Consider the following 13,447-nt stretch of genomic DNA (forward strand, 5'->3'; position numbering starts at 1 on the left):
GACAAGGATCAAGGTCATTTCCGGAAGCGGACCCAAACGCGTTGAAGTGTCAGAAGATTTAAAACGCGCAAAGCCCGGAAGCGCATGTCGGGCTTTGCGCCTGTGACGATCAGTCCATCAGCGTATTCAATGTTTCCAGCGCGTCAGGCGGCAGCTGCAGTTCCCCCGCCGCGAGGTTTTGCCGCAGATGCGCCACGGAAGAGGTGCCCGGGATCAGCAGAATATTCGGAGAACGCTGCAGCAGCCATGCCAGCGCAACCTGCATTGCCGTGACGCCCAGTGAATCCGCGACAGCCTTAAGCCCGGAAGATTGCAGCGGCGTAAAGCCGCCCAGCGGGAAGAACGGTACATACGCGATCCCTTGCTGCGCGAGCAGATCCACCAGCGCATCATCACCCCGGTTAACAATGTTGTACATGTTCTGCACGCACACCACCGGCACCATCTTCTGCGCTTCCGCAACCTGGGTGGCCGTGACGTTGCTCAGGCCAATATGCCGCACCAGCCCCTGCCGCTGTAATTCTGCCAGGGTGGAGAGCGGTTCAGCAATCGACCCTTCCGCAGGCCCGTGTGCGCTAAACATGATCCGCAGATTCACCACGTCCAGCACGTCCAGCTGCAGATTACGCAGGTTGTCATGCACCGCCTGCGTCAGTTCCTGTGCGGAAAAGGCCGGCAGCCAGGCGCCTTTGTCGTTGCGACGGGCGCCAATCTTGGTGACGATCGTCAGATCGTCCCGGTAAGGATGAAGCGCCTCGCGGATCAGCTGGTTGGTGACATGAGGACCATAAAAATCACTGGTATCAATATGGTTCACCCCCGCCGTCACCGCCTCGCGCAGCACGTCCAGCGCGGCCTGCTTATCCTTCGGTGGGCCAAAGACGCCCGGCCCGGCGAGCTGCATCGCACCGTAGCCCAGTCTTTTAACCGTCCGCGTCCCGAGCGCGTACGTCCCGCTTTTATCAATGCTGCTCATGTTAACCTTCCTCATAAAAATGATCCGGATTTACAACAGGTTCCTCACCGGAGCCCTTAGTTAAGCGCGAGTTAAATTAAAGTTTAAATTCTATACGACGATAGTATTGGTGTACCTCTGCATCCTTTCTAACGGACGACCGCTATGCTGAAAAATTTGCACGTGATTACCGGTATTATCTTTGCTCTCACCATATTCTGTCTGCTGCAAGTTGTCACGGGAGGGTTGTTCTACTCTGCCGTCAGCAACGATCGCCATAACTTCCAGAATTCCGGCGTGCTCAATGCCCAGCAGGAAAGCCTGAGCGACAGCGTGAACACGCTGGTGAAAACGCGCGTCACCGTCACCCGCGTGGCGATCCGCTACCTGAAAAACCAGCGTGACCCGGCTTCCCTGGCAGCGATCAACAAACTGCTTGGCACCGCAGGCGACTCGCTGGCAAAAGCCGAAGCCTATAACAAAGAGTGGCAGAAGCTGCCGCAGGTTAAGGGCCAGGAGGCGGCATTGACCGACGAGATGCAGAAATCCTGGAACCAGATGCATGAAGTCATGCGTTTATCGATTGAGTATCTGCGCGCCGACAACTATCAGGCCTATGGCGATCTGGATGCGCAGCAGGCGCAGGACGATATGGAAGCGGTCTATAACCGCTGGCGCGCCGAAAACAACACCCTGCTGAAGGCCGCAACCGAAGAGAACCAGAGCAGCTTCACGCAGATGCAGTGGACGCTGGCGGCAATTCTGCTGGCCGTGATCGCGGTTCTGGTGGTCATCTGGCAGGGTTTACAACATCTGCTGTTAAAACCACTCCACTCCATTATGAACCATATTCGCGCCATTGCAGGGGGCGACCTGACGCAGGAGATCGCTATCTCGGGTCGCAATGAGATGGGTCAGCTGGCCGCCGGCCTGCATGAGATGCAGCAGTCGCTGGTAACCACCGTCAGCGCCGTACGCGGAAGTACCGATTCCATCTACACCGGCGCAGGTGAAATTGCCGCGGGGAGCAACGATCTTTCCGCCCGCACCGAGCAGCAGGCCGCCTCGCTCGAAGAGACCGCTGCCAGCATGGAAGAGCTGACCGCGACGGTTAAACAGAACTCCGATAACGCCCGTCAGGCCACGCTGCTGGCGAAAAACGCCTCTGAAACGGCCGCGCGCGGCGGTCACGTCGTGGATAACGTGGTTCGCACCATGAACGAAATCGCCGACAGTTCGCAGCAAATTGCGCATATTACCGGCGTGATCGACAGCATTGCGTTCCAGACCAACATTCTGGCGCTTAACGCCGCGGTGGAAGCGGCACGCGCCGGGGAACAGGGCCGTGGTTTTGCGGTTGTTGCAGGCGAAGTCCGTACGCTGGCGAGCCGCAGCGCGCAGGCGGCGAAAGAGATCAAAGGGCTTATCGAGAACTCTGTCAGCCGGGTGAATACCGGTTCTGAGCAGGTTAGCGAGGCCGGCACCACCATGAAGGAAATTGTCGCCGCCGTCACCCGCGTGACCGATATCATGGGTGAGATTTCATCTGCCTCTGACGAGCAGAGCCGCGGTATTGAGCAGGTGAGCCTGGCCGTTTCGCAGATGGACAGCGTGACGCAGCAAAACGCCGCGCTGGTGCAGGAGTCCGCCACGGCGGCTGCGGCACTGGAAGATCAGTCCGAGCAGCTGCGCCAAGCGGTGGCCGCGTTTCGCTTGAACGGCAAAGAAAAAGCGGTCGCCCCGCGCCCGGCCAGTCTGAAAACGCCACAGCTGCTGCGCCCGGCGACAACTACCGCCTCTACCGACAGCAACTGGGAAACGTTCTGAGTCATCGGCGGGCGAGGAGATCGCCCGCTAGCGGCTGCGCTTGGCGTGCCGCTCCCAGTTTTCCTGTTTTGCTTCATCCGATTTTCGCAGTGAAACATAACATGCCCCGCTGCCGCCGTGATGCGGCAGCGCCACGCAGAAAGCCTGCACTTCCTCAAACTCGGTTAACCAGCGCGCCAGATAGCTGCGCACCACATTGGGATGCGAGTTCTGCTCGCGCCCTTTCCCGTGAATGATAATCAGATTGCGTAACCCGTCGCGTCCGGCCTGACGAATAAAAGAATAGAGCATCTGACGGCAGCGTTCGGCGGGCTGGCGCAGGAGGTTTAAGCTGGCCTGGCGGGCATATTTACCCGCGCACAGCTTATCAATAACGCCCTGCTGTACCCCTTCGCGCTGGAACGCCAGCGGTTCTTCCAGGGGAAGCACGTCGAGAAAATCCAGCGTCAGGAAGTTATCCAGCTGTTCGCTATCCACCTCCTCGCGCGCCCGCGTATTGCGGCTGGGCTGCCAGTGAATATCCGCGCAGCGCTTCAGTGGCTGGACATCTTCCATGGCGTCAAGAAAAAATGATTTGTCGTCAGGGTTCATGGACATCCTCCGGCTACATCTGAGGACTGTACTATACCTGCGCCAGAGACCGGCCTCAATCACCGTTACAGGGCGATACGTGGCAATAATATTAACCTGATGAATATATATAGTCATTATTAAAGAAAGTTAAACTACACTTAACTAAAACTTCAGCAAAGTTAAATTACGTGATTTATGTTAAAAATTCATTAAATCAATTACTCGCCTGCCTTTCATTTTTCGGAAAAGGTGTTATACCTAAATATACCTGCCTCATGGATATAATACTCAGGATTGGCGAAAGGACGCACTGCTGTGTGTACTATAGGGTCTGTTTGATGTCGGACAGATCCTGTTTTTTTTATATGCATTTCAGGCGATGACTATTTTCCTCACCTCCCTTCTGAACTGCGTAATTAATGACTCAGCAAGGGGAGTCTGACGTGAATCACGGCGCTGAATTAAATAATAGGTTGCTTTAGGAAGCGATTCGACAACCGGCAGCATGACCAGCCGGTGCGCCAGCAGCGGGTCACACCCTAGCTCCTGCGGCAATATGCTTAAAAAGTCACTTTGCGCAACCAGGCTAATACAGGAAGAAAATGTTTCGCAAACCACACCAATTCGCGGTATTTGCGAACGATCGCTAAATACCTCCTCTAATTGCTTATAATAACTTCCCCGCGGCGTCGGCATTGTCCAGTTATAATGCAGGAGTTCATTAATTGACGTTGCTCCCATTGCCGGGTGACCTTCACGACAAAATACCGCAAACGGTTTTTCGAAGAGCTTTTCAAACGTAAACTCCTGGTCGTAAGGCCCCTGATAATAAGTGTTGATGGTGAAGTCCAGTTCGCCCTGGCGTAATTCATTGATCATCGACACCAGCTGCCCTTCCATAATCCTCACCTTGACCTGCGGATGCTGCGCATGGAAGCGGGTGATAACGGCGGGCATAAGCGTGCGTGAAACGCTGGCCCCCATCCCGATGTTGATCTGCCCGGCCAGCTCCCCCTGCCGCTGACGGATGTCATCCTGCGCCGCGCGCAGCTCTTCCAGAATCAACCTGGCGCGCTGGTAAAAGCCCTCACCGCATTCGGTCAACGCGACGCCCTTACTCCTGCGCACGAAAAGCTGCGCCGCCATGCCCTCCTCCAGTTCTTTAATGGATTTGGTCAGCGCCGGCTGCGAAAGATTCAGCGTCCTGCTGGCACCGCGAATGCTGCCCTGACGCGCAACCTCAACAAACGCCCGGATTTGATGAAATTTAATCTGGAATGTCATAGCCCAACCGATAACCGTTGTTTATCAGAGTAAAGAAACTGTCATCTACTTTAATGGAAAGGGATGTGCGAGGGTAATTCCTGAACGGTTGAAACTGTGAAAAATCGGTTAGTGATAAGTAAAAACTATCACAGCGTGAAGCAGTTCACATATTTTAATGATGACAGGAACAGATATGGACACACTGGCGCAGTACATCCAGACGTTAACGCCGCAGCTGAGCGCGTGGCGTCGCGATTTTCACCATTTTGCGGAATCCGGCTGGGTAGAGTTTCGTACCGCCGCGAAAGTCGCGGAAATACTGGACTCGCTGGGTTACGCACTGGCGATGGGCCGCGACGTGGTCGATGCCGAAAGCCGGATGGGGTTACCCGATGACACAACCCTGGCGCGAGAGTTTGCCCGCGCGCGCGCGCAGGGCGCGCCTGAGAAATGGCTGGCGCCGTTTGAAGGCGGGTTTACCGGCATTGTCGCCACCCTGAATACCGGCCGCCCGGGCCCAACCCTGGCGTTTCGCGTCGACATGGACGCCCTTGATTTAAGCGAAGCGCTTGACGACAGCCATCGCCCGTTCCGCGACGGGTTTGCCTCCTGCAATCCGGACATGATGCACGCCTGCGCGCACGACGGCCACACCACGATTGGTCTGGGACTGGCACAGGTGCTAAAGCAGAATGAAGCCCGGCTCAACGGCACCATCAAGCTGATCTTCCAGCCTGCCGAAGAAGGAACGCGCGGCGCGCGCGCCATGGTTGCCGCCGGGGCGCTGGATGACGTGGACTATTTCACGGCTATCCATATTGGCACCGGCGTACCTGCCGGGACGGTAATCTGCGGCAGCGATAACTTTATGGCCACCACCAAGTTCGACGTGAGCTTCACCGGCGTGGCCGCGCACGCGGGCGGTAAGCCGGAGGACGGTCGTAACGCCCTGCTCGCCGCCGCGCAGGCCGCCCTCGCCCTGCACAGCATCGCCCCGCACAGCGACGGCGCATCCCGGGTGAACGTCGGGGTGATGCAGGCGGGCAGCGGGCGCAACGTGGTCCCCGCGAATGCGCTGATTAAGGTTGAAACCCGCGGCGAAAGCGAAGCGATTAATCAGTACGTCTTTGAACGCGCGAAGGCGGTGATTACCGGCGCGGCGGCGCTCTACGGCGTGAGCGCGGAGATGCGCCTGATGGGGGCTGCCACCTCCAGCGCGCCGACATCGGCGTGGGTGGATTATCTGCGCGAACAGGCGAGCCGGGTTTCCGGGGTTGTTCACGCCATCGATAAGGTGAAAGCGCCAGCGGGCTCCGAAGACGCCACGCTGATGATGGCCCGCGTGCAGCAGAACGGCGGCATGGCGTCCTATATGGTGTTTGGCACGGATTTGAGCGCCGGGCATCACAACGAAAAATTCGACTTCGATGAGCAGGTGATGCCTGTCGCCATCGAAACGCTGGCGCGAACTGCGCTTAATTTCCCGTGGACGCGAGGTGTGTAATGCAGGAGAACTACGCTTTTATTGCCGATGCGATCGACACGCGATGTCGGACGTTAGCCGATATTGCCGACGCGATCTGGGATCGTCCCGAAACCCGCTTTGAAGAGTTCTGGTCCGCCGAACGGCTGGCCAGCGAGCTGGAAGCAGAAGGCTTCACGCTGACCCGCGAGGCAGGCGGTATTCCAAATGCCTTTATCGCCAGCTTCGGCAGCGGAAAACCGGTTATCGCCCTGCTGGGCGAGTACGACGCGCTGGCCGGGTTAAGCCAGCAGGCACACTGCGCGACCGCGCAAACCGCCACGCCGGGGGCTAACGGCCACGGCTGCGGGCATAACCTCTTAGGCACCGCGGCGCTTGCGGGCGCGGTGGCGGTGAAAAGCTGGCTGGAGCAGCACGGCGGCAGCGGAACGGTGCGTTTTTACGGCTGTCCCGGCGAGGAAGGCGGCTCCGGGAAAACCTTTATGGTGCGCGAAGGGCTGTTTGATGACGTCGATGCCGCCGTCACCTGGCACCCGGAAGCCTTTGCCGGGATGTTTAACGTCAGCACGCTGGCGAATATTCAGGCCGCCTGGCGTTTTCACGGCGTGGCGGCGCACGCGGCCAACTCCCCCCATTTGGGACGCAGCGCTCTGGACGCCGTGACGCTGATGACCACCGGCACCAACTTCCTCAACGAACACATCATTGAGAAAGCGCGCGTCCATTACGCCATCACCGACACCGGCGGGATTTCCCCCAACGTGGTACAGGCGCAGGCCGAAGTGCTGTACCTGATCCGCGCCCCGGAGATGGCCGATGCGCAGCAGATCTACGAACGCATCGAGAAAATTGCCCAGGGCGCGGCGATGATGACCGAAACCACCGTCGAGTGTCGCTTTGATAAAGCCTGCTCAAGCTACCTGCCGAACCGCACGCTCGAGGCGGCGATGTATCGCGCCCTGCAGCACTACGGCACGCCGCAGTGGACCGAAGAAGAGCGAAAATTTGCCCGCGAGATCCGCGCCACGCTGACGCCCAACGATCTGCAAAACAGCCTGAAAAATATTGCCGCCACGGGTGGCGACGCGGGTAAAGCCTTTGCCCGTCGTCATCAGGCGACGCTGCTGGTAGATGAAGTCGCGCCTTACGCCGTCACCGACAACGTGCTGGCGGGTTCAACCGACGTGGGCGACGTCAGCTGGAAAATGCCGGTGGCCCAGTGCTTCAGCCCCTGCTTTACCGTCGGCACGCCGCTGCACACCTGGCAGCTGGTGTCTCAGGGGCGAACCTCTATTGCCCACAAAGGCATGCTGCTGGCCGGAAAAGTGATGGGCGCAACCGCGCTCAATCTGCTGCAGGACGCATCGCTGCTGAAAAAATGCCGTGAAGAGTTTGAACAGCAAATACAAGAAAAACCGTACGCGTGTCCGATCCCACGGGGCGTGACACCGTCACCTTTAAAATAAAAAAACATAACACAACACAACAACACTCCCGAGGAACGCCCATGAGTATGTCATCCATACCTTCGCATTCCCCATCCGGTAAGCTCTATGGCTGGGTTGAAAGGATCGGCAATAAAGTGCCGCACCCTTTCCTGCTGTTTATCTATCTGATTGTGATTTTGATGGTCGCCACTGCCGTGCTCTCCGCCTTTGACGTCAGCGTGCGCAGTCCGGCCGACGGCAGCCTGGTGGCGGTGAAAAACCTGCTCAGCGTTGAGGGGCTGCACTGGTTTTTACCCAACGTGATTAAAAACTTCAGCGGCTTCGCCCCGCTGGGCGCCATTCTGGCGCTGGTGCTGGGTGCCGGACTGGCCGAACGCGTGGGCCTGCTGCCCGCATTGATGGTAAAGATGGCTTCTCACGTCAGCGCGCGGTACGCCAGCTACATGGTGCTGTTTATCGCCTTCTTTAGCCATATCTCCTCCGACGCCGCGCTGGTGATCATGCCGCCGATGGGGGCGCTGATCTTCCTCGCCGTCGGGCGCCACCCCGTGGCGGGCCTGCTGTCGGCGATTGCGGGCGTGGGCTGTGGATTCACCGCCAATCTGCTGATCGTCACCACCGACGTGCTGCTCTCGGGCATCAGTACGGAGGCGGCGAAAACCATTGATGCGGCCATGCACGTCAGCGTGATCGACAACTGGTACTTTATGGCAAGCTCGGTCATTGTCCTGACGATTGTCGGCGGGCTGATTACCGATAAGATCGTCGAGCCGCGCCTGGGCAAATGGGAAGGCCGCAGTGATGAAAAGCTGGAGACGCTGAGCGAAACGCAGAGCTTTGGCCTGCGCGTGGCGGGGATTGTCTCGCTGGCCTTTATCGCCGCGGTGGCGCTGATGGTGGTGCCGGAAAACGGCATACTGCGCGATCCGGTTAAACATACGGTCCTGCCTTCGCCGTTTATCCAGGGCATCGTGCCGCTGATTATTCTGTTTTTCTTTGTCGTCTCGCTCGCCTACGGTATCGCCACCGGTAAAATCCGCCGCCAGGGCGATCTGCCGCAGCTGATGATCGAGCCGATGAAGGAGATGGCGGGTTTTATCGTGATGGTGTTCCCGCTGGCCCAGTTTGTGGCGATGTTTAACTGGAGCAACATGGGCAAGTTTATGGCCGTGGGCCTGACCGACGCGCTGGAGGCTGCCGGGCTAAGCGGCGTACCGGCGTTTGTCGGCCTGGCGCTGCTGTCATCCCTGCTGTGCATGTTTATCGCCAGCGGCTCCGCCATCTGGTCGATTCTGGCCCCGATCTTCGTGCCGATGTTTATGATGCTGGGTTTTCACCCGGCGTTTGCCCAGATCCTGTTCCGTATCGCGGACTCCTCGGTGATACCGCTGGCGCCGGTCTCGCCGTTTGTTCCGCTGTTTTTAGGCTTCCTCCAGCGCTATAAACCCGAGGCCAAACTGGGTACCTACTATTCGCTGGTTTTACCCTACCCGCTTATCTTTTTAGGGGTATGGCTGGTGATGCTGGTGGCATGGTATCTTGTCGGCCTGCCGATTGGGCCGGGAATATACCCGAGGCTGAACTGAAGGAATGAGGATGCTGAGATTACTCGAAGATAAGATTGCGACGCCGCTTGGACCGCTGTGGGTTATCGCGGATGAGACGTTCAATCTGCGCGCCGTTGAGTGGGAAGAGCACAGCGACCGCATGGAAGAGCTGCTCAATATTCATTACCGCTTGCAGGGTTATGAACGTATCAGCGCAACCAACCCGGGTGGGCTGAGCGACAAGCTTGCGGCGTACTTCGAAGGCGATCTCAGCATCATTGATACTCTGCCGACCGCCACGGCTGGCACGCCTTTTCAGCGCGAAGTGTGGCAGGCGCTGCGGTCGATTCCGTGCGGGCAGGTCATGCATTACGGCCAGCTCGCGGAGCAGTTAGGTCGCGCAGGCGCTGCACGCGCGGTGGGTGCCGCTAACGGCTCTAACCCGGTCAGCATAGTGGTGCCCTGCCATCGCGTCATTGGCCGCAACGGTACCATGACAGGCTATGCCGGTGGCGTGCAGCGAAAAGAGTGGTTGCTGCGTCACGAAGGGTATCTCTTGCTCTAGTTCCCAGGCTTTTTGTGCTTAATTTTCTACCGGTTAGGCTAAAAATCCATAATCAAGCTGTGGAATTTCAAGAAGATGGCGACGCATTGTCGTCTCTTGTCCTTATTGAGGGTTTGTCAGGCTTACGTACTTACCAAAAAGATGTTAAAATTGACCAATATCAATTAAGGCTTGAGCAAACCTATGATCCCGGAAAAGCGAATTATACGACGCATTCAGTCTGGCGGTTGTGCTATCCATTGCCAGGATTGCAGCATCAGCCAGCTCTGTATCCCGTTTACCCTGAATGAGCATGAACTCGATCAGCTTGATAATATTATCGAGCGTAAGAAGCCTATTCAGAAAGGGCAGACGCTGTTTAAAGCGGGAGACGAACTGAAATCGCTCTATGCTATCCGTTCTGGCACCATCAAGAGCTACACCATCACCGAACAGGGCGATGAGCAGATCACCGGCTTCCATCTGGCGGGTGACCTGGTAGGCTTTGATGCCATCGGTACGGGCCACCACCCGAGCTTTGCTCAGGCACTCGAAACCTCGATGGTTTGCGAAATTCCGTTTGAAACCCTGGACGATCTGTCCGGCAAGATGCCTAACCTGCGTCAGCAGATGATGCGTCTGATGAGCGGTGAGATCAAAGGCGATCAGGACATGATCCTGCTGCTTTCTAAAAAGAATGCCGAAGAGCGCCTGGCCGCGTTTATCTACAACCTCTCCCGCCGCTTCGCCGAGCGTGGCTTCTCGCCGCGTGAATTCCGTCTGACGATGACGCGTGGCGATATCGGCAACTACCTGGGTCTGACCGTGGAAACCATCAGCCGTCTGCTGGGTCGTTTCCAGAAAAGCGGGATGCTGGCCGTTAAGGGTAAATATATCACTATCGAAAACGGTGAAGCGCTGGCCGTTCTTGCCGGGCACGCCCGTAACGTGGCGTAAACGCCATACGTATACTGCCAGACCGATAAATTTTCCTGATTCATTGGTCTGGCATATTACCCCGTCATTTATCTGACCTTTTCACCGTAGCACACCCCCACACAGCGCCCGAAAGGTTCTCGTTGAGGTTATGAATTGAGAGAAAGTTTGTTTTTCGTTTCAGTCGTGATTGCCTCAGTGACCTTTATCTTCATCTGGATCATGCTTGTCGGCCCAATGAAGGGGGAAGAAAAAACCTACGTCCAGGACTCCACGACCTTTGCGATAGCAGTGATGGTGCTGCTGTTTATTGCGTTTATCGCGGTGACGACGACGGTACTTTTCCTCTGATAAATTTTCATGAAATATTGATCTGGCAAAACCTCCCCTCTGTTTCATTCAGGATATATAGGTTACTCTTTTAATTACAGACTGTGGTGACAGTAGTAAGGAGACCTGTATGGCCAAGTATCAAAACATGCTGGTAGCTATCGATCCGAACCAGGACGATCAGCCGGCATTACGACGTGCTGTGTATTTACATCAACGGATTGGTGGCAAAATCAAAGCGTTTTTGCCGATCTATGACTTCTCGTATGAGATGACCACCCTTCTGTCGCCTGACGAGCGAACCGCTATGCGTCAGGGCGTCATCAGCCAGCGTACCGCGTGGATCCGAGAACAGGCGAAGTATTACCTGGAAGCGGGTGTTCCCATTGATATTAAAGTGGTCTGGCACAACCGACCTTTCGAAGCCATCATCCAGGAAGTTGTCGCCGGTGGGCACGATCTGCTGCTGAAGATGGCGCACCAGCACGACAAGCTGGAATCCGTGATCTTCACCCCGACCGACTGGCACCTGCTGCGCAAATGCCCTTGCCCGGTCTGGATGGTTAAAGACCAGCCGTGGCCTGAAGGCGGGAAAGCCGTTGTGGCGGTAAACCTCGCTAGCGAAGAGGATTACCACAACTCCCTGAACGAGAAGCTGGTGAAGGAGACCATCCAGCTTGCCGACCAGGTCAATCATACTGAAGTGCACCTGGTAGGTGCCTATCCGGTCACCCCTATTAACATTGCCATTGAGCTACCTGAATTTGACCCGAGCGTGTACAACGACGCGATCCGTGGTCAGCATCTGCTGGCCATGAAAGCGCTGCGCCAGAAATTCAGCATTGATGAGAAAATGACCCACGTGGAAAAAGGGTTGCCTGAAGAGGTGATCCCGGACCTGGCGGAACACCTGCAGGCGGGGATTGTGGTGCTGGGTACTATCGGCCGGACCGGTATTTCTGCCGCCTTCCTCGGCAATACCGCCGAACAGGTGATCGACCATCTGCGCTGCGACCTGCTGGTCATTAAGCCGGATGAGTACCAGACGCCGGTTGAGCTGGACGATCCGGAAGACGATTAACACCTGACGCCGCCCGACAATAAAAAAACCGCCAAATTCGGCGGTTTTTTCGTTTCAGCGCAACTTACAGCGCTTTCAGAATCGCATCCACGCTGGCTTTAGCATCGCCAAACAGCATGTGGGTATTCTCTTTGAAGAACAGCGGGTTCTGCACCCCGGCATAACCGGTATTCATAGAACGTTTGAAGACGATTACGTTCTGCGCCTTCCACACTTCCAGAACCGGCATACCGGCGATTGGGCTACCCGGATCGTCCTGTGCAGCAGGGTTAACGGTATCGTTGGCACCAATGACCAGCACGGTGTCGGTGTCGGCGAAATCATCGTTGATCTCATCCATTTCCAGCACGATGTCGTAAGGCACTTTCGCTTCCGCCAGCAGCACGTTCATGTGGCCAGGCAGACGCCCTGCCACCGGGTGAATACCAAAGCGAACCTTGATGCCCCGCGCGCGCAGCTTCTCGGTGATTTCCGCAACCGGATACTGCGCCTGCGCCACCGCCATGCCGTAGCCGGGGGTGATGATCACAGAATGCGAGTTTTTCAGCATGTCTGCGGTATCTTCCGCAGAAATTTCACGGTGCTCACCCACTTCTTCATCAGCACTGGAAGAAGAGCCATCTGTCCCGAAACCACCGGCGATTACGCTAATGAACGAACGGTTCATCGCCTTACACATGATATAAGACAGGATCGCGCCGGAAGAACCCACCAGCGCACCGGTGACGATCAGCAGGTCGTTGCTCAGCATAAAGCCTGCCGCCGCTGCCGCCCAACCGGAGTAGGAGTTCAGCATCGAGACAACTACCGGCATATCCGCACCACCGATGGATGCCACCAGGTGCCAGCCGAATGCCAGCGCGATGATGGTCATTACCAGCAACGCCAGCACCTGCAGACCGACGCTTTCGGTACGCACGAAGATCACCAGCAGAACAAATGACACCACCAGCGCCGCCAGGTTCAGCTTATGACGGTTTGGCAGCATCAGCGGTTTAGAGGAGATCTTCCCGCGCAGTTTACCGAACGCGACAATGGAGCCCGTGAAGGTCACCGCACCGATGAAGATACCCAGGAACACTTCAGTCAGGTGGATGTTGACCAGAATCGGTTCCAGACCCGGTTCGTGATACAGGTAGCTGTTGAAGCCCACCAGCACCGCGGCCAGACCCACAAAGCTGTGCAGAATGGCAACCAGCTCCGGCATCTCGGTCATTTCAACGCGTTTTGCCAGACGAATACCAATCGCGCCACCGATGATCATCGCCACCAGGATCCACGCTACGTTGCCGGTATCCGGCCCGAAGATGGTGGCAATCAGCGCAATCGCCATCCCGGCGATACCAAAGTTATTCCCCTGCTGAGACGTTTCGTGTTTGGAAAGCCCCGCCAGACTGAAAATAAACAGGATTGCAGCAACAATGTATGCGGCTGTCACTAATCCTCCAGACATATGC

Annotated in this window: 12 protein-coding genes; 8 read left to right on the plus strand and 4 right to left on the minus strand. The window is 56.8% G+C overall.

What is annotated here, in order from left to right:
- Window positions 1-109 precede the first annotated feature (109 nt).
- Window positions 110-976: an aldo/keto reductase family oxidoreductase gene (locus tag AC4IBF_RS11950; RefSeq protein ID WP_136194756.1), complete on the minus strand. Its 867-nt coding sequence runs from the start codon at window positions 974-976 to the stop codon at window positions 110-112.
- Between the two features lie 144 nt (window positions 977-1,120).
- On the opposite strand from AC4IBF_RS11950, the gene tcp reads away from it, so the two are divergent.
- Window positions 1,121-2,782, plus strand: coding sequence for a methyl-accepting chemotaxis citrate transducer (tcp, locus tag AC4IBF_RS11955; RefSeq protein WP_136194755.1), 1,662 nt, complete (start codon window positions 1,121-1,123; stop codon window positions 2,780-2,782).
- Between the two features lie 27 nt (window positions 2,783-2,809).
- Here tcp and smrA read toward each other — a convergent pair whose 3' ends face one another.
- Together smrA and AC4IBF_RS11965 are read right to left on the minus strand one after the other, a co-directional pair.
- Window positions 2,810-3,373, minus strand: coding sequence for a DNA endonuclease SmrA (gene smrA, locus AC4IBF_RS11960; RefSeq protein WP_252092814.1), 564 nt, complete (start codon window positions 3,371-3,373; stop codon window positions 2,810-2,812).
- A gap of 354 nt (window positions 3,374-3,727) precedes the next feature.
- Window positions 3,728-4,639, minus strand: a complete 912-nt coding sequence (locus AC4IBF_RS11965; protein ID WP_136194753.1) for a LysR family transcriptional regulator — start codon at window positions 4,637-4,639, stop codon at window positions 3,728-3,730.
- A gap of 175 nt (window positions 4,640-4,814) precedes the next feature.
- On the opposite strand from AC4IBF_RS11965, the gene AC4IBF_RS11970 reads away from it, so the two are divergent.
- From AC4IBF_RS11970 to uspE, 7 genes are all read left to right on the plus strand, one after another.
- Complete coding sequence (locus AC4IBF_RS11970) at window positions 4,815-6,125, plus strand: M20 family metallo-hydrolase (RefSeq protein WP_136194752.1); 1,311 nt, start codon at window positions 4,815-4,817, stop codon at window positions 6,123-6,125.
- The gene (locus tag AC4IBF_RS11975) at window positions 6,125-7,570 is read left to right on the plus strand and encodes a M20 family metallopeptidase (protein WP_143345026.1); all 1,446 of its coding nucleotides are present in this window, start codon (window positions 6,125-6,127) and stop codon (window positions 7,568-7,570) included. Before AC4IBF_RS11970 ends, AC4IBF_RS11975 begins: the two co-directional genes overlap by 1 nt.
- A gap of 41 nt (window positions 7,571-7,611) precedes the next feature.
- Complete coding sequence (gene abgT, locus AC4IBF_RS11980; RefSeq protein WP_252092812.1) at window positions 7,612-9,138, plus strand: p-aminobenzoyl-glutamate transporter; 1,527 nt, start codon at window positions 7,612-7,614, stop codon at window positions 9,136-9,138.
- Between the two features lie 10 nt (window positions 9,139-9,148).
- Window positions 9,149-9,664 carry a methylated-DNA--[protein]-cysteine S-methyltransferase gene (gene ogt / locus AC4IBF_RS11985; protein WP_045401311.1) on the plus strand — a complete coding sequence of 172 codons (516 nt, stop codon included), beginning with the start codon at window positions 9,149-9,151 and terminating at the stop codon, window positions 9,662-9,664.
- A gap of 183 nt (window positions 9,665-9,847) precedes the next feature.
- The gene (gene fnr, locus AC4IBF_RS11990; protein WP_006174991.1) at window positions 9,848-10,600 is read left to right on the plus strand and encodes a fumarate/nitrate reduction transcriptional regulator Fnr; all 753 of its coding nucleotides are present in this window, start codon (window positions 9,848-9,850) and stop codon (window positions 10,598-10,600) included.
- Between the two features lie 147 nt (window positions 10,601-10,747).
- Window positions 10,748-10,930, plus strand: a complete 183-nt coding sequence (locus tag AC4IBF_RS11995; RefSeq protein WP_014883604.1) for a hypothetical protein — start codon at window positions 10,748-10,750, stop codon at window positions 10,928-10,930.
- A 109-nt stretch (window positions 10,931-11,039) separates the two neighbouring features.
- A complete protein-coding gene (gene uspE / locus AC4IBF_RS12000) occupies window positions 11,040-11,990 on the plus strand; it encodes a universal stress protein UspE (protein ID WP_032640084.1) in 951 nt (316 codons plus the stop codon).
- Window positions 11,991-12,054: 64 nt separating this feature from the next.
- Here the strand turns inward: uspE and pntB are convergent, their stop codons facing one another.
- On the minus strand, window positions 12,055-13,443 hold the full coding sequence (gene pntB, locus AC4IBF_RS12005) for a Re/Si-specific NAD(P)(+) transhydrogenase subunit beta (protein WP_133294266.1): 1,389 nt from the start codon (window positions 13,441-13,443) through the stop codon (window positions 12,055-12,057).
- Window positions 13,444-13,447: the final 4 nt, after the last annotated feature.

It is taken from the genome of Enterobacter sp. Taxon_8 (assembly GCF_058354585.1).

Excerpts from the sequence above, each read along its gene's own strand:
- AC4IBF_RS11950 (WP_136194756.1), bottom strand. The coding sequence starts at position 976 with ATGAGCAGCATTGATAAAAGCGGGACGTACGCGCTCGGGACGCGGACG.
- fnr (WP_006174991.1), top strand. The coding sequence starts at position 9,848 with ATGATCCCGGAAAAGCGAATTATACGACGCATTCAGTCTGGCGGTTGT.
- smrA (WP_252092814.1), bottom strand. The coding sequence starts at position 3,373 with ATGAACCCTGACGACAAATCATTTTTTCTTGACGCCATGGAAGATGTC.
- uspE (WP_032640084.1), top strand. The coding sequence starts at position 11,040 with ATGGCCAAGTATCAAAACATGCTGGTAGCTATCGATCCGAACCAGGAC.
- pntB (WP_133294266.1), bottom strand. The coding sequence starts at position 13,443 with ATGTCTGGAGGATTAGTGACAGCCGCATACATTGTTGCTGCAATCCTG.
- AC4IBF_RS11975 (WP_143345026.1), top strand. The coding sequence starts at position 6,125 with ATGCAGGAGAACTACGCTTTTATTGCCGATGCGATCGACACGCGATGT.
- ogt (WP_045401311.1), top strand. The coding sequence starts at position 9,149 with ATGCTGAGATTACTCGAAGATAAGATTGCGACGCCGCTTGGACCGCTG.
- AC4IBF_RS11965 (WP_136194753.1), bottom strand. The coding sequence starts at position 4,639 with ATGACATTCCAGATTAAATTTCATCAAATCCGGGCGTTTGTTGAGGTT.
- AC4IBF_RS11970 (WP_136194752.1), top strand. The coding sequence starts at position 4,815 with ATGGACACACTGGCGCAGTACATCCAGACGTTAACGCCGCAGCTGAGC.
- tcp (WP_136194755.1), top strand. The coding sequence starts at position 1,121 with ATGCTGAAAAATTTGCACGTGATTACCGGTATTATCTTTGCTCTCACC.
- abgT (WP_252092812.1), top strand. The coding sequence starts at position 7,612 with ATGAGTATGTCATCCATACCTTCGCATTCCCCATCCGGTAAGCTCTAT.